The sequence below is a fragment of the Amycolatopsis oliviviridis genome (assembly GCF_014654365.1).
Lineage (GTDB): Bacteria > Actinomycetota > Actinomycetes > Mycobacteriales > Pseudonocardiaceae > Amycolatopsis > Amycolatopsis oliviviridis.
This window is the reverse complement of sequence record NZ_BNAY01000001.1, coordinates 487,807-510,143: the sequence shown is the minus strand read 5'-3', so window position 1 is coordinate 510,143 and position 22,337 is coordinate 487,807. Positions and strand designations below refer to the sequence as shown.

The window sequence follows — 22,337 nt, the reverse complement described above, 5'->3', positions numbered from 1 at the left end:
CGCGTGATCAGAGCCGAACCTCGCGTGATCAGAGCCGAACCTCGCGTGATCAGAGCCGGAACTCTCGAGTTCGCCGTCTGATCACGCGAGTCACGCCCGCGCGCTCGCCTTGCGCGGAGCGCTGAGGCGCCGCACAGCGTTCGCGCAAGCGAGGGACTCCAGCAACGGCACGGTCCGCTCCCAGCCCAGGCAGGCGTCCGTGATGCTCAGGTCGGGCCGCGGCCGCGTGGACCCGACGTCCTGCCTGCCGTCGGACAGGTACGACTCGATCATCACCCCGGCCAGCGCGTCGTTGCCCGCCGAGATCTGATCGGCCAGGTCCGCGACGACCACGGGCTGCCGGTTGTGGTCCTTGCCGCTGTTGCCGTGCGAGGCGTCGACGACGAGCCTGTGTGGCAGGACGGCGGTGGTCAGCGCGTCGAGGGCGTCCGCGACGGCGTGGGCGTGGTGGTTCGGTTTCGGGCCGCCGCGCAGGACGAGGTGGGCGTCCGGGTTCCCGGTGCTGCGCTGGATCCGCGGTCGCCCATCGGCGGCGGCGCCGGGGAACACGTGTGGCAGCGCGGCCGCACGGACCGCGGCGACGGCCGTGTCCAGCCGCCCGGAGACGCAGTTCTTCATGCCGATCGGCATCGGCAGCCACGACGCCAGGTGCCGGTGCGGCTGGCTGGCCACGGTCCGCGCGCCGATCGCGCCCCAGCTGATGGCGTCGGCGAAGTAGGGCGCCAGGAACGGGTCGACGAACTCGTACGCCAGCGGCAGCCCGGTCGCGGCGGCGTCGGCAAGGAACCGGCGTCCGATCCGGATCCCGGACGCGAGATCGCCCTTGCCGTCCAGGGTGGGGTCGGGCACCAGGCCGGTCCAGCCCGCGATCGTCCGCGGTTTCTCCAGGTAGGCGCGCAGGACGACGACGAGGTCGTCGGCGAAGCGCCCGGACGCCTCGGCGAGCCGCTGCGCGTACTCGAGCGCGCCGTCGGTGTCGTGCACCGAACACGGGCCCACGACGACGAGCAGCCGCGAGTCGCGCCGGGCGAGGACGTCGGCGACGGTTTCGCGATGCCGCGCGATCTCGTCCGGCACGACGTCGCTCGTGGCCACCTCGGCCGGACTGGGCAGGGTGTCCTGGTCAGGCATCCGCATGACCTTTCTTCTTGTCGGGGGCGGCCACCCCGGCCCGGGGCAGCCGCGTCGCACCGGCGACCGCCACCACGGCGAGGCCGAGAACACACCAGAAAGCGTCGGCGAAGGCCGCGGCGACGTCCGGGCCGCGTGCGGCCAGCCGGGCCTGCAGCACCACGGCCAGCACCGCGGTGCCGATCGAGCCGCCGAGCGTGTTGAGCAGGTTCAGTGCCCCGGCCGCGCGGGGCAGCCGGGCGGGTTCGACCCGGCGGTAGACGATCGTCATCACCGGCGCGCCGATCAGCGCCGCGCCGAAACCGCGCAGCAGCAGGGAAACCACGATCGCCCAGTCCGGGAGACCCGCGCCGAGCTGGGTGAAGGGCGCGGTGCCGAGGGCGACCAGCCCGATCCCGCTCAGCACCAGGGTGCGCGGTGAGATCCGGTCGACGAGCCGGTTCACCAGGACCGATCCGGCCGCCGCGCCGATGCCCTGGGGCACCAGCAGCAGACCGGTGTCCCAAGTGGACAGTCCGGCGCCGCGCTGGAGGTAGAGCGGGAGCAGGAACATCGTGCCGAACACGGACGCGCCGAGCAGCACCAGCGCGAGCGCGGCGACCCCGAACGGCGGTTGGGTGAACAGCCGTGGATCGAGCAGTGGCGCTTCGGCCCGCAGCCCGTGCCGGACGAACGCCGCGAGCATGGCGGCCCCTGCCGCGACCGCGATCCCGGCGACCACCGGATTTCCCTGTTCGAACCAGGTGAGCCCGAAGACCAGCACCGCGAGCCCGGGCGAGAGCAGCAGCGCGCCCCGGAAATCGAACCGGTCGCCCCGGCCGCCCGGTTCGCCTGCCGGTACCCAGCGCCGCGCCAGGATCACCGCCACCACGCCGACCGGGAGGTTGACGTAGAACAGCCACGGCCAGTCGGCGACGGCGAGGATCGTGCCGCTTGCCAGCGGGCCGAGCACCGGAGACAGCAGCGGCACGAGACCGACGACGCTGATCACGCGGCCGATCCGGTCCGGTCCTGCGGCCCGCGCGAGCAGCGCCTGCCCGGTCGGCGGCAGCAGGCCGCCCGCGAGTCCTTGCAGGACACGGAAGGCGATGAGCGCGGGCAGGGTCGGGGCCAGCGCGCACAGCAGGGACGCCAGCAGGAACACGGTGACGGCGGTGAGCCAGACGCGGCGGCCGCCGAACCGGTCGGCGAGCCAGCCCGACGCCGGCACGGCGGTGACCACGGCCAGCAGGTACGCCGTGGTCACCCACTGGACGCCGGTGACCGGCGCGCCGAACTCCTCGGCGAGCGTGTCGACGCCGACCGAGACGATCGTGCTGTCCAAGGTCGCCATGAAGGTGCCGAGCACCAGCACGGCCGCCGTGCGCCACAGCGCGGCGTCGATCGGGCGCGCGGTCACCGCTCCCCCACGAACCCGGCCGCGTCGCCGTCCAGCCACGACGGCAGTTCCCGGAGGAACCGGACCAGGGCGTCGGCCAGTGCCCCGGCGTCGGTGTGCCTCGCGTACAGCACGCCTTCCCAGCCGTACTCGCCCGGGACGACGGTGACGCTCACCGGATGGTGCGTCCGTTCGCGGAACCTCGTCCCGGTGACGGTCAGGCCGGGCGCGGGTTCACGCAGCTTCGCCGGATCCACCGGATAGTTCTCGAACACCAGCAGGCTGTCGAACAACCGCTCGCGACCGGCGAGCGACGCGAGTTCGGGCAGGCCGATCCGGTGGTGCCCGGTCATCGCCTGCTGCCGGGCCTGCAGGTCCGCGAGCGACTCGGCCACCGTCCCGGTGAACCGGGCGCGGACCGGGACACTGTTCGCCAGCAGCCCGATGATCTCCTCGACACCGTCCACATCGGACGTCCGGTTCGAGGTCATCACCCCGAAGCTGACGTCCGCACGTCCGGCATGGTTCGCGAGCACGGCCGCCCAGGCACCCTGCAACAGGGTGTTGGCGGTGAGCCCGCGTGCCGCGCCCAGCCGGGTCAGTTCCGCGACCAGCGAACCGTCCACAGTGAACAGAGCGGGTTCAGCGGAACCGCCCGTGCGCGGCAGGTGGTCGCCCTCGGGCAGGCCGTCGAGTTCCGCCCGCCAGGCCCGGACGTCGGCCGAGTGATCGGCCGCGGCGAGCAGGCGGGTGTACCGGGCCGGCGGCACCGGCTCCGGCAACGGCTTCCCCGCGTACAGCGCGAACAGCTCACCGAGGATCCGCGGCGCGGACCAGCCGTCGGACAGCAGGTGGTGACTGGTCAGCACGAGCGTCTGACGGCCGGGCCCGTGTCGCAGCACGGTGACGCGCCACAGCGGTCCGTTCGCCAGGTCGAACGGCTCCGCGAGCTCCTCGTCCAGTGCGGCGTCCACTTCGGACGCTTCGAACACTTCACGGACCCGGAACCCCGCTCGCGGCTCCGCGGGGACGACCTGGACCTCGTGCGACGGCGGGAACACGGCGCCCAGGTTCGGCTGCCGCCGGACCAGCGCGGCCGCCGCCGCCCGCAGCGCCTCGACGTCGAGGTCACCGGACAGCGTGAACGCGGCCTGCACCGGATACGGGTCGGCGTCGCCCGCCGCCCGGGACTCGCGCAGGATCACCTCCTGCAACGGCGTCAGCGGCATGACCTCGCCGGGCCCCAGCACGTCGGCGGCGAGTTCGTCCAGCGCGGTGCGGAAATGCCCGCCCAGCACGACGATCTCGTCCTCGGTGAACAGCGCGGACGGCCAGGTGAAGCGGACGCCGAGCGTGCCGCCGTCGGGAACCATCGCGTTCACCGTCAGCGCGTACGGCAGCGGCATCTCCGCGCCGCCGCCCGAACCGAGCGGATCCGCGTCCGGTGGCCGCTGCCAGGGGGTTTCCGTGACCGGCGGCGCGGGGAACCGGCCGAGGTAGTTCCACGCGATCTCGGGCCGGGGCCCCGGCGCACCGAGGATTCCGTGGCCGAGGCCGTCCCCCGCCGCGCGCAGGTGGTCGCGTACGGCCCTCAGCGCGTCCGGCAACGGTCCGGCGGGTGGCGCGATCCGCGCCGGATGCACGGCGGTGAACCAGCCCGCGGTCTGCGCCAGGTCGACAGTGCCCCCGAAGTCCGGGCTGTGTCCCGGCCTCCCGTGGCTCTCGACGGCGACGAGCAGATCGGCCTCGGTCCCTCGCCAGGCGGCGACCGCGCGGGCGAGCGCGGTCAGCAGCACGGTGTCCGGGCCGGTGCGATATGCCGCGGGCAGGGTGGTGAGCACGGCGCGGGTGGTGTCCGCACCGACGTCGATCCGGTGGTGCCGCGCGGTCGCCACGGTGTCGCGCGCCGGATCGAGCCGGGTGCGGCCGAGTGTGCCCTCCGGCGCGGCGGCGATTCCCTGCCAGTACGGCGTTTCGTCCTCTCGATGCGTCGCGGCGGCGCGCAGCGATCGCGCCCAGCCCAGGAAGGACTGCCCGCGCCGGTGCAGGGTGTTGCCGTGGAAGGCCTGTTCGACGTCGTCGAGCAGCACCCGCCAGGTCACCGCGTCGGCGACCAGGTGATGGGCGACCAGGAGCAAGCGTCCGGGCCGGTCCTCGCCCGCGTCCACCAGCACCGCCCGCAGCACCGGCCCGGTGCGCGGGTCCATCCGTGCCACGATCTGCTCGACCTGGGCGTCCAGCACCGCACGCGGATCGTCGGACACCCGGACGGTGGTGAGGATGTCGGCGCTGGTCACGGCTTCGACGTCCGGGACCCGCAGCGCGTCCTCGACCAGGTGCGCACGCAGGACGTCGTGGCGGGCGAGGACGGCGTCGAGCACCGAACGCCAGCGGCGCACGTCGCCGGCCGAAGGCACGCAGATCTCGACCCACTGGCAGAACCCGTCGGCCGCCTTTCCCGCGCGTGACAGCAGATCCCGCATGATCGGCGTGAGCGGGGCGTCCCCGACGGCGTGGGCTTCCTCGGACCGTTCCGGTTCACCGCAGCGCGCGGCGATCCCGGCGACCGTGCCGCCTTCGAAGACGTCACGCGCGGTCAGGTGCAGTCCTTCGCGGCGGGCGCGGGACACCACGCGCAGCGAGGCGATGCTGTCCCCGCCCGCGTCCAGGAACCCGTCGTCCAGGCCGACGTCGGGACCGAGCAGATCGCGGACCACGCGCAGCAGGACGGCTTCGGCCGGGGTGGCGGGCTCGCGCCCGCCGTCGGAGCGGGCCTCCGGCGCGGGCAGCGCGGCCCGGTCCAGTTTGCCGCTCGGGCCGAGCGGAAGCCGGTCCAGCGCCACGAACGCTGTCGGCACCATGTACGCGGGCAACTCGGCGGCGAGGTACTCGCGCAGGACGATCGGGTCGGGTTCGGCGCCGTCCACGGGAACGACATAGGCGACCAACCGGTCTTCGCGGACGATCACCGCCGAGGCGCGCACGTCGTCGTGCGCGGTCAGCGTGGTCTCGATCTCGCCGAGTTCGATCCGGAACCCGCGCAGTTTGACCTGGTGGTCGGCGCGGCCGAGGAAGACGATCTGGCCGTCCGGACGCCAGCGGACCAGGTCGCCGGTGCGATACATCCTCTCCCCCGGCGGCCCGAACGGGTCGGCCACGAACCGTTCGGCGGTCAGCGCCGCCCGGCCGACATAGCCCTGGGCCAGCTTCGGCCCGGCCAGGTACAGCTCGCCGGTGACGTTGGTGCCGACCGGGAGCAGTCCGCCGTCGAGCACATACGCGCGGACCTCCGGGTCCGGGCGGCCGATCGGCAGCGGGCCGGGGTCGGCCGGGTCGTAATGCCAGGTGACCGAGTTGATGGTGACCTCGGTCGGCCCGTAGGCGTTGAACAGCGCCCGCCGGTTCCCCCAGCGCCGCGCGAGCTCCGGGTCGAGCCGTTCGGCGCCGACGACGAAGAACACGTCCGGGTCGACCGTCGCGTCGTCGGGCATCGCGGAGAGGAACGACGGCAGCAGGTTGAGCCCGGTGACGCGGTGTTCGGCGGCGTAGGCCAGCAGGTCGTCGCCGGAGACGCGCACCTCCTCCGGAGCGATCACCGACGTGCCGCCGGACAGCAGCGGCAGCATGAACTGCCAGAAGGCGACGTCGAAACTCGTCGAGGCGAAGTGCAGGTACCGCTCGGCGGTCCCGATCCCGACGATGTCCTCCTGCAACGCGATCAGGCTCGGGACGCCGCGATGCGGTACCGCCACCCCCTTGGGCTTGCCGGTGGTGCCGGAGGTGTAGATGACGTACGCGAGCGCGTCCTCGCTGAGCCGGACGGACGGATCGATGTCCTCAGTGGACAGTACGTCCGGATGGATCACCGGGAGATCCTCGACGTCCGAAGTGGACACGACGGCGGCCGGCTCGATGTCACCGAGCATGTAGGCCAGCCGGTCCGCCGGGTAGTCCGGGTCCATCGGGACGTGGACCGCCCCCGCCTTGATCACGCCGAACAGCGCGACCACGAGGTCGACGTCGCGGCGCAGCAGGACCGCGACCGGGTCCTGCGGCTTCACCCCGGCCTCGATCAGCGTGTTCGCGAGCCGGTTGGCACGACGGTCCAGTTCGGCGTAGGTCAGGCTCCGGTCGCGGCACACGACGGCTTCGGCGTCCGGGGTCGCGTGGACCCAGCGGCCGAACTCCTCCAGCATGCCGCCGCGGTCACGGCGGGGTTCCGGCCCTTCGCCGAGGCGCAGCATGGCGCGTTCTTCGTCGGCGTCGAGCGCGCGCAGCCGGGCGACCGGCCGCGCCGGATCCGTGACGATCTCGTGCAGCACGGCCCGCAGCCAGCGGCCGTAGGACTCGGCCTCGTCGCGGGTGAACGCCTGCGGCTGGTAGCCGAGGCCGACGGTGAACTCGTCGCCCGGCAGCACGATCACCGTGAGCGGATAGTGCGTGGCGTCGGTGATGTCGACCCCGACGAGGTCGAGGCCGGGTGCCAGCGTGGTGCGGGCGCGGCTGGAGAGCGGGAAGTTCTCCATCACCAGCATCGTGTCGAACAGGTCGCCGACGCCGGCCGCGCGCTGGATGTCCGGCAGCCCCGCGTGATGGTGCTCGGAGAGCCGGACGCTTTCGGTGTGCACGCGTTCCAGCACGGTGACCGCGGTGTCGGCGGCGTCGAACCGCACCCGCACCGGGATCGTGCTGCCGAGCTGGCCGATCATGCGCTCGACACCGGGGACCTCGGCCGGGCGCCCGGAGACCGGGCAGCCGAAGACGACGTCGCGGCGGCCGGTCAGCCTGGCGAGCAGGACACCCCAGGCGGTCTGGAACACCGTGGTCGGGGTGATGCCGCGCGCACGGGCGAAGCCGCGCAGCCGCTCGCTGAACTCCCCGCCCAGCTCTACGATGACGCGTTCCGGACGCTCCACAGTGGACTCCAGGCTCGCCGGGGCGAGCCGCGTACCCTCGTCGAGTCCGGCCAGCGCCTCGCGCCACGCCTCCAGCGCCGCGTCCGGGTCGCGTTCGCCGAGCACCCGGTGGTACTCCGAAAGCGGCGGGGCGACCGGGGCCGCCGGGCCGCCGCCGAGTTCGGCGTAGGTGGCCAGCAAGGTGCGGCCGACCAGCGGCATCGACCAGCCGTCCAGCAGCGCGTGGTGATTGGTGAGCACCAGGCGGTGTTCGTCCGGGCCGAGGGTCAGCAGCAGGAACCGGATCAGCGGTGGGGTCGCCGGGTCGAACGGGCGGGCCAGTTCGGCACGGCACTCGGCGGCGACTTCTTCCGGCGGCACACTCGCGAACCGCCAGTCCAGCGTGACGTCGGCGGGCACGACCTGGACGACCTCGCCCGCGTCGGTGGTGTGCAGGTGGACGCGTAGCGCGGGATGCCGCCGCAGCACTTCCGCCGCGGCTTCGCGCATGCGGTCGGCGTCGAGCGAGCCGCTGAGCAGGGTGACGGCCTGCACCACGTAGACGTCGGTGTCCTCGGCGCCGCGGGCCAGGGTGTGGAACGAAAGCCCGGTCTGCAGCGGGGTCGCGGGCAGGACGTCCTCGACCCGGTGTGCGCGTTCGAGCGCGTCGATGTCGCCCTGGTCGAGACCGACCAGTGGCAGGTCCGACGGCGTGAGACCCCCGCCGTCCGGTCCGATCCGGGCGGCGTGCGCGGCCAGCGCTTCCAGCGCTCGCGACCAAGCTTCTTGAAGTTTTTCAACGCTTTCGGCGTCGAGCACTGCACTGGCCGCGGTCCATTCGACGGCGAGCCGGGGGCTGCCGTCCTCACGCACGAAGCAGTTCAGCGCCAGGACCTGTTCCAGCGACTTCGCGTCCGGCTCGGTGACCGCGAACGGGTCTTCCTCCGGTAGCCGCCAGCCCGTCCCGGGCAGTGCGGCGAACCGGCCGAGGTAGTTCAGGACGACGTCCAGTGGCGGGACGGCGGCGAGTTCGTCCCGGGTGAGCGGGTCGAGGTAGCGCAGGACGCCGAAGCCGATGCCGTTGTCCGGCACCGCACGTTTGGCCTCCTTGGCGGCCCGCAGCAGCTTCCCTGCCGCGTCACCGCCCGCGAGCGCGCTGTCGAAGTCCGTCTTCGCGGCCACCGCGGCGGCGGGGACACGCAGCGGATGCTCGGCGGTGAACCAGCCGACGGTGCGCGACAGGTCCAGGCCGTCCTGATCCCGGCCGTGTCCTTCGAGAGACACGGTTTCGGCCCCGACCGGAGCCTCCCGCCACGAGCGGAGCGCGAGCACGAGCGCGGCGAGCAGGACGTCGTCCGGCCCGGCGCGGTAAGCCGCAGGCAAGCTCGTGAGCACCACGTCGGTCTGCTCCGGTGTCGCGAGGGTGACCGAACGCCGTGCGGTCGCGACCGTGTCGACGGTCCGGTCGAGCGGACGGTGGCCGAGCCGCGGGCCGTCGAGCGCGCCGCGCCAGTGGTCGAGTTCGCCGCGCCGCGCACCGGAAGTCCCTTGCCCGGCAAGGAGAAGCGCGTGCCGTCGCCACGACGTCCCAACCGGTTCGAGCGGTTCACCGGCACAGGCCGCACGCAGATCCGGCAGCAGAATCCGCCACGAGACCCCATCGATCGCCAGGTGGTGGATCACGATGACGAGGTGATCCGGGAGCAACGCGACCTTGAGCACCCCGGCCCGGAGATCGAGCGAGTTCGCGAGTTCCGCCGCGACCTCGGCCGGTTCGCCGGTCGTCTCGATGACCACGTCCGACGCCTTCACCGCCCCGCGTTCCCGGACCCGCATTTCGTCCTCTAAATGCAGACGGAGGACGTCGTGGTGGTCCAGGAGTGTTTGCACGCCTTCGGTCAGGAGGCCGGGCGGAAGGTCCTCGTCGAGCCGGATCGCGGTCCATTGCGTGTACCCGGCGATGGTCGTGACGTCCGGATGCGGATCGAGCAGCGCGCGGACGATCGGCGGGGCGGGGACCTCACCGACAGGTTCGTCCGGCGGGTCCGCCGGTGCGCCGATCTCGGCGCTCGCCGCGGCCAGGGCCTCGAAACTGCGACGGGCCAGCAGGTCACGCGGCCGCAGGTCGAGACCGTGCGCGCGCAGCCTGCTGCTGACGCTGATCGCGGTGATGCTGTCGCCGCCCAGCGCGAAGAAGTCGTCGTCGACGGCGACCTCGTCGACCCCGATCACCTCGGCGATGGTCGCGCACAGCAACCGTTCGCGGTCGGTGGCCGCGGCGCGTCCGGCCGCCGCGCGCGGGGCGGGCAGCGCGACGCGGTCGATCTTCCCGTTGGAGGTCAACGGAAGCGCGTCGAGCACGACCACGGCCGCGGGAACGAGATGCTCCGGCACCCGCCCGGCGAGTTCGGCGCGGACGGCGTCCGGGACGACCTCGCCGACGACGTAGCCGACCAGTCGCGGCCCGCGCACCGCGGCGGCGGCCGCGCGCACCCCGGGGACGGCGGCCAGCGCGGCCTCGACCTCGCCGAGTTCGACGCGATGGCCGCGCACCTTCACCTGACCGTCGCGGCGGCCCAGGTACTCCAGCCCGCGGCCGGGGACCCAGCGCACGAGGTCGCCGGTGCGGTACATCCGCTCTCCGGGCGCGCCGAACGGATCGGCGACGAATCGCTCGGCGGTCGCGCCGGGCCGACCGAGGTAGCCGCGCGCCAGATGCGGTCCGGCGAGGTACAGCTCGCCCGGCGATCCTGCGGGCGCCGGCCGCAGCGCGGCGTCGAGCACCCGCACCGCCGTGCCGGGGACGGCGGTCCCGATGGTCGGTTCCCCGTCGTCCAGCCAGGATCCGGCACCGTCCACAGTGGCCTCGGTCGGCCCGTACATGTTGCGGGCGCGGACACCGGACGCCGCGACCTTGCGCCACAGCGCGGGCGGCGTCGCCTCGCCGCCGAGGACGAGCAGCGCGGGCCGGTCCGGCCCGGCGAGCAGTCCGGCGTCGATCAGGGGCGCGGCCATCGACGGCGTGGTGTCGACGACGTCGATCCGGTCGCGGGCGAACGCGGCCAGCAACTCGTCGGCGTCACGGGCGACGTCGGTGCCGTAGACGTGGAGTTCGTGCCCGAACAGCAGCCACATCAGCTGATCGAGCGCGGAATCGAAGGCGAACGAGTAGGTGTGCGCGACCCGCAGCCGCCTGCCCGCCGCGCGTTCGGTCTCGGCGACCGTGGTCGCGCGGTGGTGACGCAGCAGCGTCGCCAGCCCGCCGACCCGGCCGAGGACGCCCTTGGGACGGCCGGTCGAGCCGGAGGTGAAGATGACGTACGCGAGATGCTCCGGGTGGCGGGAAATCTCCAGCGGCGAAGAGTCCAGTGTGGACAGATCGGTCTCGCCGAGCAGCAACTGCGGCCCCGGCACGATCTCCGGATCGTGGGCCACGGTGAGCACCGCGCCGGCTTCGGCGGCCAGTTCCCGCAAGCGTTCGACCGGATGGGCGAGATCCAGCGGCAGGAACGCGGCCCCGGCGTCGAGCACCGCCAGGAGGGCGACGACCAGATCCGCCGACCGCGGCAGCGCCAGCGCGACGACGTCGTCGGCCCCGACGCCACGAGCCCGCAACGCCCGGGCGAGCCGGTGCACGCGCGTGACGAGTTCGCCGCCGGTCAGCCGTTTGTCACCGAACACCAGAGCGGTCTGTCCGGGATCGAGCCGAGCGAGAAGTTCAGATACGTCAAGGAGTTCGCCGTCCGGAGCCGGGGTGGACCACGCCTCCAGCAGCATGTCCCGCTCCCCCGCCGGGACGAGATCCGCGCCGCCGACGACCGGGCCGTCCGGCTCGGTCAGCGCGGTGATCAGGCAGCGCAGCGCGGTCAGCTTGGCGTCGACGGCGGCCTGGTCGTGGGTCCGCGCGTCGACCTCGAAACCGAGCAGCAGCCCGCCGTCCGACGTCGGGAGCACGGACAGGCCCATGTCCTCGGGCGGTCCGCCCGCGACATTGCGCATGGTGCCGTGCGAGCCGGCGAAGTCGAGCTTGAGGTCGAAGGCCTTGAGGTTGATGCCGCGGCCGTGCAGCAGCGCCCCGGCGCCGGGCACCGCGAGATCCTGTGGCAGGCCCTCGCCGCGATAACGCTGGTGCGAGCGCATCTCCTTCAGCGCGCCCGCGACCCGCGCGGTCAATGCGGCCCCCGAGTCCTCCGGGAGCACCGTGACCCGCAGCGGCAGCACGTTGACCGCCATCGCCGGGGTCCGCAGCGCCGCGCCCTCGCGGCACATCAACGGCATCGCGAACACGACGTCGCTCCAGCCGAGCACGCGGTGCAGGAAGGCGCCGTAGCAGGCGATCAGCGCGTCGCCCCAGGTCGTCCCGGCTCGTTTGCCCAGCTCACGCAGGCGTGCCACGTCGGATGCGGGCAGCACCGACCGCGCGGTCACCGTGTGCTCGGGCGGACCCGACGTGCTGCCGCCGTCGTCGAGATCCGGCAACGGCGTGAACCGCTCACGCCAGTACTCCCGGTCCTGTTCGAAGCGTTCGCTCGCGCGGTAGTCGCGATCGGCCTCGACGAGGTCGGCGAACCGGGCGAACGTCGAGGGCGGTACGTCCTTGCCTTGGACCACAGCGGTGTAGCGGGCCGCTGTCCGGCGGGCGAGCATCGCCGCGGTGTAGCCGTCGAACACCAGGTGGTGCCCGAGCTGGGTGAACCACACCCGTGACTCGGAGAGCCGCAGCACGAGATGGGCGAACAACGGGCGGTCCAGCATGCCGCGGCACGCCTCGGCGACCCGGCGCCGTTCGGCCGCCACCCGCGCGTGCGCCGCGGTCTCCGGATCGGTCTCACCACGCAGGTCGACGACGTCCGGCGACGGCAACGGTTCCGCTGACACCTGCTGGCGAGGCCCGTCCGGTGTCTCGAAGACGCGCAGCCGCAGGCTGTCGGCCTCCTCAGCGGTCGCGCGGATCGCTTCGGCCAGCGCGACGAGGTCGACCGGCCGGTCGCCGTCGATCTCGATCACGTCACCGACGACGTAGTACGGCGAGTCGGGCTCCAGGCGCTGCGCGGTCCAGATCCCGAGCTGGGCTCCGGTCAGGGTCAGCATGAAGGCACCACCATCGGGGTTCCGGTCACCGGGTCGGGCACGACGACGCTGGGGAGATCGAAGACCTCCTTCATCAGCTCCGCGTCGACGATGTCGGCGGGCGCGCCTTCGGCGACGATCCGGCCTTCCCGCAACGCGACGAGATGGTCGGCGTAGCGGCAGGCCTGGTTGATGTCGTGCAGGACGGCGATCACCGTGCGGCCCTCGTCGCGCAGCCGCGCCAGCAGGTTCAGCAGCTGGTACTGGTGCGCGATGTCGAGGAACGACGTCGGTTCGTCGAGCAGCAGGTACGGCGTCTTCTGCGCGAGCACGAGCGCCACCCACACGCGCTGACGCTGTCCGCCCGAGAGTTCCTGCACCGGGCGGTCGGCCAGCCCCGCGACCCCGGCCGCGGTCATCGCCTCGATCACCGCGCGTTCGTCCTCTTCGGACCACGACGCGAACAGCGACTGGTGCGGGAACCGGCCGCGAGCGACCAGCTGCCGGACGCGGACGTCCTCCGGCGCGACCGGGTCCTGCGGCAGGAACCCGAGTTCCCGCGCCAAACCCTTGCCGTGGAAGGAACCGACGCTCTTCCCGTCGAGCACGACCTCGCCGCTCGCCGGATTCAGCAGCCGGACGAACGCGCGCAGCAAGGTGGACTTGCCGCACGCGTTCGGTCCGACGACGGCGGTGAACGCACGGTCGGGCAAGTCGAGGCTCAGCCGGGTCGAAACGATCCGGTCGCCGTAGCGCAGGGTCAGCTCCCGCGCGGTCAAGCGGGCACTCATGTGCGCCGTACCTCCTTGGTGAGCAGCCAGATCAGGTAGCCGCCGCCGATCACGGTGCTGACCACACCGACCGGCAGCGATTCCGGCGCGAGCAACATCTGGGCGGCCAGGTCGGCACCGGTCAGCAGCACGGCGCCGGTGAGGGCGGCGGGCAGCAGGCCGATGCCGGGTGTGCGGGCCAGCCGTCGTCCGATCTGCGGGGCCGCCAGCGCGATGAACGCGATCGGCCCGGCGACGGCGGTGACCGTGGCCGTGCAGCCGACCCCGATCAGCACCAGGACCAGCCGCAGCCGGTCCCAGCGGACACCGGTGGTGACCGCCAGCGCGCCGCCGAGCGCGGCCTGGTGCAGTGCCGGCGCCCGGGTGAACAGCACGGCGAACAGCACCGCGAGCACTCCGAACGGGATGGCGACGTCGTCCCAGCCGACTCCGTTGAGGGAACCGGCGTTCCAGCCGACCGCCGCGATCGCGATCTCGAGTTCGGCGCGCAGCACGATCCACGAGTTGAGCGCCGTCAGCATCGCGTTGATCGCGATACCGATGACGATCAGCCGCAACCCGGAAAGCCCGCCACCGAGCGACAGCGCGTACACGACGGCCGCCGTGATCACCCCGCCCAGCACCGAACCGATCGTCAGCTGGGTCGACGTCCCGGAAAGCACGGTGATCGCGAACAGCGCGCCGGTGTAGGCGCCGGCGTCGAGGCCGATCACGTCCGGGCTGCCGAGCGGGTTGCGGGTGATGTTCTGGAAGATCGCGCCCGCCAGGCCGAGTGCGGCGCCGAAGACGAGCCCGGCCAGCACCCGTGGCAGGCGCCATTCCCGGATGACCACGCCGGGACCGCCACCGGAACCGGTGAGCGCGGCGAACACGCGGGCGGGACTCGCCCACGCCGCGCCATAGCAGAGCCCGAGCAGGGTCAGCCCGGCGATGACCACGAGCATCGCCGCGACGAACCAGAGGGTGCGGCGTTCGATCCGGGCGGAGAACCGTCCGCGCCGCAGGATGAGTGTGTTCACAGCGGCGCCGCCCCGTATTTGCGGACGGCCCAGATCAGCACCGGGCCGCCGAGGAACGCGGTCACGATCGCGACCGGGACCTCGCCGGTCGGCAGCAGGACCCGGGAGCCGACGTCCGCGACCAGCATCAGGACCGGGCCGAGCAACGCGGCGAACGCGATCAGCCACGGGATCGACGCGCCCGCCACCCGCCGCGCCAGATGCGGCACGATCAGGCCGATGAACAGGATCGGCCCGGCCAGCGCGGTCGCCGCGCCCGCCATCAGCGTGATCAGCAGCAGGGTGATCGCCCGGACGCGGGCGACGTTCGCGCCGAGGGTGTGCGCGACCGTCTCGCCGAGCGCGATGGCGTTGAGCTGGCGGCTCACCGCGAACGCGCCCAGCAGGGACAGGCCGATGACGATCAGCGGGACCGTGGTCGGCGCCTGCTCGCGCCCGGCCAGCGAACCCACGGACCAGAACCGGTAGACGTCGAAGGTGTCCGGGAACAGCAGCCGCAGGCCGAGGGTGAGACCCAGCAGCACCGCGCTCAGCGCGGTCCCGGCGAGCACCAGCCGCAATGGCGACCGGCTGCCGACGGCGTACACCAGCGTCGAGGCGCCGACGGCGCCCACCACGGCCAGGCCCAGTTCGGCGGGCGCCGACGCGGCGAGGCCGAACGCCGACCCCACCGCGATGGCGAACCCGGCCCCGGCGGTCACGCCGAGCACACCGGGTTCGGCCAGTGCGTTGCGCGACAGGGCCTGCACGAGCACCCCGCCGACGGCGAGGGCCGCACCGACCCCGATCGCGAGTACCGCCCTCGGCATCCGGATGTCCAGGACGACCGCCCGGTCACTCGGATTCCCGTCGCCCAGCAGGGCGCGCACGACCTCGCCGGGGGCGATGGCGTGCGCGCCGATGCCGACGCTCAGCACGGCGACCACGACGAGCCCGAGCAGTGCGGCGCCGAGCAGCGCGGACCGCCCGGTGGTGGTCACTTCTTGAGCAGCGGCGCGAACGCCTGGTCGACGGCGTCCAAAGTGGACGTCGCGGCTCGGTAGGTGGCGGCCTCGGTGTACCGGAACGCGTAGACCTTGCCCGCCTTCACCGCGGGGAGTTCCTTCCACAGCGGCGAGTCGAGGACGTACTTGACCGGCGCGGGCACGGAACCGTCGGCGCTGACCGAGTAGGTGATCGCGTCGGCCTCGGCGAACGCCGTCGGCAGCTCTTCGATCGACGGGTATTCGCTGACGTCCTTGGAGCCGCCGCCCTTGACCTTGACCTGGCCGTAGTAGGTGGCGCCGATGTCCTGTGCGGCGTTGGTGCCCCACGAACCGTTGAACTCGCGCTGGAAGTTGCCCTTGGCGACCTCGCCGTACGCGCCCACGTGACCCAGCTTCAGCTGCGGCAGCACGGCCTTGTACTTCTCGGCCAGTCCCTTGGCCTTGGTCTCGTACGCGGTCTTGACGGCGTCGAACCCGGCGACCGCACCCGCGGCGTCGGCCTGCTTGCGGGACAGTTCACGCCACATCGACGGGACCGACGGGCCGATGGCCACGACCGGGGCGATGGATTCGAGGCGCTTGACGTCGATGTCGGCGAGCACCGGCTTCGGCACCCCGATGACGATGAGGTCGGGATCGGCCTGCGCGATCGCCTCGTAGTTCGTCTCCGCCGCCGTCTCGCCCGCGACCTTCGCCAGCTCGTCGTACTTCTTGCGTTCCTGCTCGTTGAACAGCGGGATACCGCGCTTCCAGCTGGACACCCCGACCAGCGGCGCGCCGGCTTCGAGCAGCGCGGGCACGGCGTAACCGGTGGCGATGACCCGCTTCGGCGAGACCGGGATGGTGATCTGGCCGTTGTCGGCCGCGAACACGCGGGTCTGGCCGCCTTCGGCCGCCTTGCCGTCTTCGCCGGAGCCACAGGCAGTGGCCGCGGTCACGACCGTCAACGCGAGCGCGATCGCTCCGGTGAGCCGGCGAGTTCTTGTGGTGCGCATGGGTTTTCCTCGTTTTTTCAGTGGGTGGGGATCAGTGGTCGTGCTCGTCGTCGAAGTCGGCGACCCCGCGTTTCCAGTAGCCGGTCACGTCGTGGTCGTCCTTGCCGAGCCCGAGATCGTTCTTGAGCCAGCGGCGCAGCGGTTTGATCTGCCCCGCCTCCCCCGCGACCCAGGCGTAGAGCCGGTCTCCGGCGGGCACCTCGATCGTCTGGACCGCGCGGGCCAGCACGTCGGAGGCGCCCGGCGCGACGTCGCCCCGGTGCAGCCAGTGCACCTCGACGTCTTCGGGCGCGGTCAGCTCGATCTCCTCGCTCGCGTCGGTGACCTCGATGAACGCCCAGCCCGCGGCGGTGCGGGGCAGTTCTTCGAGCCAGCGCGCGATCGCGGGCAACGCGGTGAGGTCACCGGCGAGCAGGTAACGGTCGTAGGTGTGCGGGACGATCAGCCCGCCGGGCGGGCCGGCGACGTGCACCGGCGTGCCGGGAGTGACGTTCTCGGCCCAGCCGGAACCGAGGCCGCCCTCGTGCAGTGCGACATCGAGATCGAGTTCCCCGGAAGCCGGGTCGTACCGGCGGACCGTGTACTCGCGCGACGTCGGCGACGGCTTCGGCCAGCGCAGCATGTCGCCGTCCTGCACCGGCAGCCGCGGCTCGGCGTCCAGTTCGGGGAACAGGAGCTTGACGTGTTCGTCGGGCGAATGCGCCTCGAAGCCCGTCGTTCCGGGGCCGCCGAGGGTGACGCGGAGCAGCCCGGAACCGATCATCTCGGTGCGGACGACCTCGGCCTGCCGGACGCGGATCGGGTACGGCACCTTCTCCGCGTGCGCACCCTCCCGGACCTCGGCGATCCGTTCGAGGTGACGGTGCCGGTGGTCGGCGCGGCTCACGCGCCGCTCCCGGTGAGCACCTGGGTCCAGTGGCCGAAGGTCGGCTGCTCGGCGAGATCGGCGAACTCCAGGTTCTCCGCGCCCTCGGTGCGCCACTGCTCGACCAGGCCCATGATCCGCATCGAGTCGAGACCGAGATCGATGAGGTCGGTCTCCGGCTTCAGCTCGGCCGGGTCGCAGCCGAGCAGTTCGGCGACGTCCGCTTGGATCTTCGCTGGGGTGAGGCTCATTTACTTGCTCCGGCGTGGATCGGGGCCAGCGCGGCGAGCGCGGCGGCCGTGGTGGTCAGGGCGCCGCAGCGCTGGGCGACGTACTCGCAGGCCTGGTCGTGACGTTCGCGGGAGAAGTCCGCGACCGCGTCGCCGACCAGGAACGGCTGGACGTCGCGCATGAACGCCTCGACGGCGGTGGCCTGGCAGCCGATGTGCGCGTAGACGCCGGTGATCAGCAGCTGGTCCCGGCCCGCTTCGGCGAGCTGTTCGGTGAAGGTACTGCGCTGGAACGCGCTGTAGCGCCACTTCGTCAGCACGGTGTCGCCCGGTTTCGGGGCGAGCTCGTCCACGACGTCGGCGGCCGCGGGGTCGTCGTCGATGACCGCGCCGATGCCGTCGCCCCAGAACTCGGTGAGCAGACCGCGATCCTCGGCGGCCTGGTGCCCGGGCTGCGCGGTGTAGAACACCGGGACACCCGCGGCGCGGGCGGCGTCGGCCAGCGCGGCGATGTTCGCGACCATCTCCGGGATCGGGGCCCCCTCGTACGGCGCGAGGAAGTACCGCTGCACGTCGTGCACCAGCAGCGCGGCGCGGGCGGGATCGGGCTTCCAGCCCACTCGCCCGGCGGGCAGTTCGGCCTCCGTCGGCAGGGCGTACGGCTGGATCTTGGGCAGTGACACGTTCACTTCTCCTTCGCCAGGGCGGCCAACGCCGCCCGCAGCTCGCGTTTGCTGGTCTTGCCGACGCCGGTCACGGGGAACTCCGGCACCACCTGGACCAGGTCCGGCACCTTGAACGCCGCCACGCCACGCTCGCGGACGAACCGCCGCAGCTCCGCCGCGGCGGGCTCGGCACCGGCAGCGGGGACGACATAAGCGCAGGTGCGCTCCCCCAGATACGGATCCGGCACCGCGACGACGGCGGCGTCGAGCACGCCGGGATGGGCCATCAGATGGTTCTCGACCTCTTCCGCGGCCACCTTCTCGCCGCCGCGGTTGATCTGTTCCTTGGCCCGGCCGACCACTTCCAGATGTCCCGACGGGTGTCGCCGCACGAGGTCTCCCGTGCGATAGAAGCCGTCCTCGGTGAACGCGGTCTTGTTGTGCTCGGCGGCGCGGTAGTACCCGCGGATCGTGTACGGCCCGCGGGTCAGCAGCGCGCCGATCTCACCCGGCGCGACGACGTCGTCCGAAGTGGACAGTGGGTCGTCCGGGTTCACGACGCGGATCTCGTCGTCCGGCGAGATCGGCCGCCCTTGGGTGGCGAGGACGTACTCGTCCGGGTCGTCGAGCCGGGTGTAGCAGACCAGTCCCTCGGCCATGCCGAACACCTGCTGCAGACGACAGCCCAGCGCGGGCCCGATCTTCTCGGCGAGCTCGCGGGCGCATTTGGCGCCACCGACCAACAGGACGTCCAAAGTGGACAGATCGCGGGTGGTCCTCGCGGCCGCCTGCGCCCACGCGGCGGCCAGCGGCGGCACGAGGCCGGTGATCGTCACGCCCTCGGCTTCGATCAGCCGGAACGCGGTGTCGGCGTCCGGGCGCGGCGCGAACACCGTCGCCGCGCCCGCGTGCAGGGCGCCGAGGAGACCGGGTGAGCTGAGCGGGAAGTTGTGCGCGGCGGGCAACGCCGCCAGGTACACGCTTTCCGGGCGCAGACCACAGATCCGGGCGCTTTCCCGGACGCTGTAGAGGTAGTCGTCGTGCGTCCGCGGGATCAGCTTGGGCAGTCCGGTGCTGCCGCCGGACAGCTGGAGGAACGCGACACCGGCGGGGTCCGGATCCGGCAGGGCACGCGGAGCGGTCGCTTCGAGCGCGGCGAACTCCTCCGTGCCGACGACGAAAACGTCTCGCACCGAAGAGATTTCGTCCGCGACGGACCGTGCCATGCCCGCGTGGTCGAACCGTTCGTGTTCGCCGACGGTCAGGATCGCCGCGGCCTCGCTCTGCTCGGCGAAATGCCGCAGTTCGCTGGCCCGGTGCGCGGGCAGCGCGAACACCGGCAGCGCACCGGCCCGCCACAGTCCGAAGATGACGGACGCGAACTCGGGCACGTTCGGCAGTTGCACGACGACCCGGTCGCCCGCCTGGATCCCGGCTCCGGCGAATCCGGCGGCGAGCCGATGCGCTCGCTCGTCGAGCTCGGCGAAGGTCCAGCGCGCGGTCTCGCCGATCACGGCGAGCCGTTCGGCGTAGGCTTCGGCGAGGCTGGTCAGCAACTTGCCGAAGGTCTGGCCGCGCCAGTGACCCGAAGCCCGGTAGCGCGCGGCGGTTTCCGGCGGCCAGGGCACGTGGTCCGGGTTCACGCCACACCCTCCAGACCGAGCGCCCGCAGCATGGTGCCGAACTTCGCGCCGGTCTCGGCGAGTTCGGCCGCCGGGTCGGAGCCCGCCACCACTCCCGCGCCCGCGAACAGCCGCACGGTCCGGTCGCGGACCTCGGCGCAGCGGATGGTGACGACCCATTCGCCGTCACCGTCCTGATCGGTCCAGCCGACGAGACCCGCGTAGTAGCCGCGGTCCTCGGGTTCGAGGGCGGCGATGGTGTCGCGGGCGAGTCCGGTCGGGACGCCGCAGACGGCGGGCGTCGGATGCAGCGCTTCGGCCAGCGCGAGCGCGGAAGAGCCGGCGTCGCCCGCGTCGGTGAGCCGTCCGCTGATGCGGGTCGAGAGGTGCCACATCGTGGGTGTGCCGATCACCTCGGGTTCGGCGGGGACATCGAGGTCGACGCAGAACCGGCCCAGCACCTCGGCCACCTGCGCGGCGACGTGGGCGTGCTCGGCACGGTCCTTTCCGGACGCCAGCAGATCGTCGATCCGCCGGGCGTTCTCGGCATCGTCGGCCACCCTCGGCCGCGACCCGGCCAGCGGGTTCGCCATGACGATCCGCCCGCGGCGGGAGACCAGCAGTTCCGGGCTCGCGCCGATCAGGGTGCGCGGCGCGGGATCCCCGGGCGCGCTGACGTCGACGGCGAAAGCGTGCGCGGCCGGGTCGGCGTGGACGAGACGGGCCAGCAGGCGCGGCACGGCGACGGGGTCGCCGCCGGTGACGTCGAGGCAGCGGGCGAGCACGATCTTGCGCAGGTCACCGTCGCGGATCTCGTCCAGTGCCCTGGTGACAGCGGTGGTGTAGACCTCCGGCGCGGGGCGCGGTGAGACCGACCAGGACCCGCCACCGAGCGGTGCCACCGGTCCCCCCGTCCGCGGCGGGCCCGCCCGCCGCACCACCGCGGGCACCACCAGGCTGCTCGGGGCGTCGGGCCGGAATCCGATCGCCCCGGCCACCACGGGTTCGGTCACGCCCGCGACCAGGGCGGCGTCGAGGACTTCGGCGGCGGCACGGGCACGTTCGCCCGGCGCCGCGTGGACCGGGGAGTACACCCCGTCGGCGAGCAGCGATCCTCGAGCGGACGAGTAGTAGAACGATCCGGGCAGGTACGCCGCCAGCAGATCGGCCGCCTGGTGGACCGGCCTTGGTCGGGCCGGTGCGGGTGAGGACACGACGAATTCCCTTTCGCAAATACTACTGACCAGGTAGGCACTCTTAAGGTGTCTCAGTGAGGAAAGCGCCAAAGACTACTTTTCGGTTAGCCTAACCTAATCATATGGACCCGAAAAGTCTTCGTTGCGTCATCGAGATCACGCACGGAGCGTGGCGCCGCCGTCGACGTAGAGGTTCTGCATCGTGATGTGCCGCGCGCGCTCGGAGGCGAGAAACAGGACGGCGTCGGCGATGTCGGCGGGTTCCGCCATCCGGCCCAGTGGTATGCCGACGCGGTATTGCTCCTGATTTCCCGCGATGACACGGTCCGCACCGTTCTCGTCCGTCCACAGTAGACGTTGCATGTCGGTGTCGGTCGAACCCGGCGAGACGATGTTGCAGCGGATTCCGGAGCCGGCGAGTTCGAGCCCCAGGCAGCGAGTCAGCATCGTCGCCGCGGCTTTCGAGGCGGCGTAAGCGGCCATCCCGGTGCGCGGGACGCCCGCGGCGTTCGAACCGACCGTCACCAGCACGCCGCTTCGGCGGGGCAGCATCCGGCGGGAGATCTCGCGGAGCACGGTGAAGACGCCGGTGGAGTTGACCGCGAAGGTCGCCGCCCAGTCCTCGTCGCTCGTCTCGCAGACGGACCCCGGTTTCAGCACGCCCGCGACCGACACCCCGATCCCGATCGGCCCCAGTTCGCGTTCGACCTCGTCGACCACGCGGGCCACGGCCGCGGGATCCCCGACATCCGCGATGAACGACGTCACCCCGTCCCGGGACGGTATTTCTGCCAGATCCACCGCCGCCACGATCGCGCCCGCCTCGGCCAGTCCGTCCACGACGGCCGCGCCGATCCCGCGCGCGCCTCCGGTTACGAGCGCGACCCTGCCCTCGATCCCTTCCACGCCAAACCACCCCACGTCCCATTTGCTTAGCCTTGCCTAAGCTAGCGGGCGAATCCGGACAAAGCGAGGGACCGACACCGGTGATTCAGGCCACTCCTGGGAAAGCGGAGGTGAGGCGTCGGTACAGCTGGCCGTGAGTGGTAGGTGAGGTTAGAACGGACTCGCTTTTGCTTACCCACTGAGGTGGCTGCGGTCAAGCGTGGAGGATTCGGGACGTTGAACGGCCTGAATCGTCCCCCGTCACGTCGTCTGTCACCGGACTTGACCAGCGCGACCATGATCAACGGAGGATCGGGGACGTTGAGTGTCCCGGATCCTCCGTTGATCAAGGTCCGAGGCCGGCAGCTCAGGCGTAGGCGGCAAATACCGGTCCGCTCTAACCCCACCTACCACTCACGTCCCCCGACCGCCTCGGTTCCGGCGCCCTTGCCCGCTTGAAGTACATGAAGGCCCCCTTCCTGTAGCTAGGCGCAAGGAAGGGAGCCTTCATGTACTTGGGCTGGCGTGAAGGTCGAGTTTCCTCGGCTGAGCCGCGTGAAGGGGGCCTTCACGCGCGGCCCCTGTGACTGCTGGCACAGGTGAGGCCAA

13 protein-coding genes are annotated in these 22,337 nt (G+C 72.1%); all 13 read right to left on the bottom strand.

The features are described from left to right. Window positions 1-90: 90 nt before the first annotated feature. The 13 genes from IE302_RS01865 to dhbA all read right to left on the bottom strand — a co-directional run bounded on the left by IE302_RS01865 (window position 91) and on the right by dhbA (window position 21,749). On the bottom strand, window positions 91-1,131 hold the full coding sequence (locus IE302_RS01865) for a 3-deoxy-7-phosphoheptulonate synthase (RefSeq protein ID WP_229907550.1): 1,041 nt from the start codon (window positions 1,129-1,131) through the stop codon (window positions 91-93). Beyond that, on the bottom strand, window positions 1,124-2,530 hold the full coding sequence (locus tag IE302_RS01860) for a DHA2 family efflux MFS transporter permease subunit (protein ID WP_191251088.1): 1,407 nt from the start codon (window positions 2,528-2,530) through the stop codon (window positions 1,124-1,126). Before IE302_RS01860 ends, IE302_RS01865 begins: the two co-directional genes overlap by 8 nt. Next, window positions 2,527-12,495 (bottom strand): non-ribosomal peptide synthetase, encoded by a 9,969-nt coding sequence (locus tag IE302_RS01855; protein ID WP_191251086.1) that lies wholly within the window; start codon window positions 12,493-12,495, stop codon window positions 2,527-2,529. Before IE302_RS01855 ends, IE302_RS01860 begins: the two co-directional genes overlap by 4 nt. After that, window positions 12,489-13,265 (bottom strand): ABC transporter ATP-binding protein, encoded by a 777-nt coding sequence (locus IE302_RS01850; protein ID WP_191251084.1) that lies wholly within the window; start codon window positions 13,263-13,265, stop codon window positions 12,489-12,491. The genes IE302_RS01855 and IE302_RS01850 overlap by 7 nt, the downstream gene beginning before the upstream one ends. Further along, window positions 13,262-14,284, bottom strand: coding sequence for a FecCD family ABC transporter permease (locus IE302_RS01845; protein WP_191251082.1), 1,023 nt, complete (start codon window positions 14,282-14,284; stop codon window positions 13,262-13,264). Before IE302_RS01845 ends, IE302_RS01850 begins: the two co-directional genes overlap by 4 nt. After that, on the bottom strand, window positions 14,281-15,264 hold the full coding sequence (locus tag IE302_RS01840; RefSeq protein WP_191251080.1) for a FecCD family ABC transporter permease: 984 nt from the start codon (window positions 15,262-15,264) through the stop codon (window positions 14,281-14,283). The genes IE302_RS01845 and IE302_RS01840 overlap by 4 nt, the downstream gene beginning before the upstream one ends. Next, window positions 15,261-16,265 carry an ABC transporter substrate-binding protein gene (locus IE302_RS01835; RefSeq protein ID WP_191251078.1) on the bottom strand — a complete coding sequence of 335 codons (1,005 nt, stop codon included), beginning with the start codon at window positions 16,263-16,265 and terminating at the stop codon, window positions 15,261-15,263. Before IE302_RS01835 ends, IE302_RS01840 begins: the two co-directional genes overlap by 4 nt. A gap of 31 nt (window positions 16,266-16,296) precedes the next feature. Beyond that, a complete protein-coding gene (locus IE302_RS01830) occupies window positions 16,297-17,151 on the bottom strand; it encodes a siderophore-interacting protein (RefSeq protein ID WP_191251077.1) in 855 nt (284 codons plus the stop codon). Then, the gene (locus IE302_RS01825) at window positions 17,148-17,381 is read right to left on the bottom strand and encodes a phosphopantetheine-binding protein (protein WP_191251075.1); all 234 of its coding nucleotides are present in this window, start codon (window positions 17,379-17,381) and stop codon (window positions 17,148-17,150) included. Before IE302_RS01825 ends, IE302_RS01830 begins: the two co-directional genes overlap by 4 nt. Beyond that, a complete protein-coding gene (locus IE302_RS01820) occupies window positions 17,378-18,049 on the bottom strand; it encodes an isochorismatase family protein (RefSeq protein ID WP_229907549.1) in 672 nt (223 codons plus the stop codon). Before IE302_RS01820 ends, IE302_RS01825 begins: the two co-directional genes overlap by 4 nt. Continuing rightward, on the bottom strand, window positions 18,046-19,668 hold the full coding sequence (locus IE302_RS01815; protein WP_191251071.1) for a (2,3-dihydroxybenzoyl)adenylate synthase: 1,623 nt from the start codon (window positions 19,666-19,668) through the stop codon (window positions 18,046-18,048). Before IE302_RS01815 ends, IE302_RS01820 begins: the two co-directional genes overlap by 4 nt. Beyond that, entirely contained in the window at window positions 19,665-20,861 is a 1,197-nt protein-coding gene (locus tag IE302_RS01810) for an isochorismate synthase (protein ID WP_191251070.1), read from the bottom strand. The genes IE302_RS01815 and IE302_RS01810 overlap by 4 nt, the downstream gene beginning before the upstream one ends. 138 nt (window positions 20,862-20,999) lie before the next feature. Then, window positions 21,000-21,749 (bottom strand): 2,3-dihydro-2,3-dihydroxybenzoate dehydrogenase, encoded by a 750-nt coding sequence (dhbA, locus tag IE302_RS01805; protein WP_191251069.1) that lies wholly within the window; start codon window positions 21,747-21,749, stop codon window positions 21,000-21,002. Window positions 21,750-22,337: the final 588 nt, after the last annotated feature.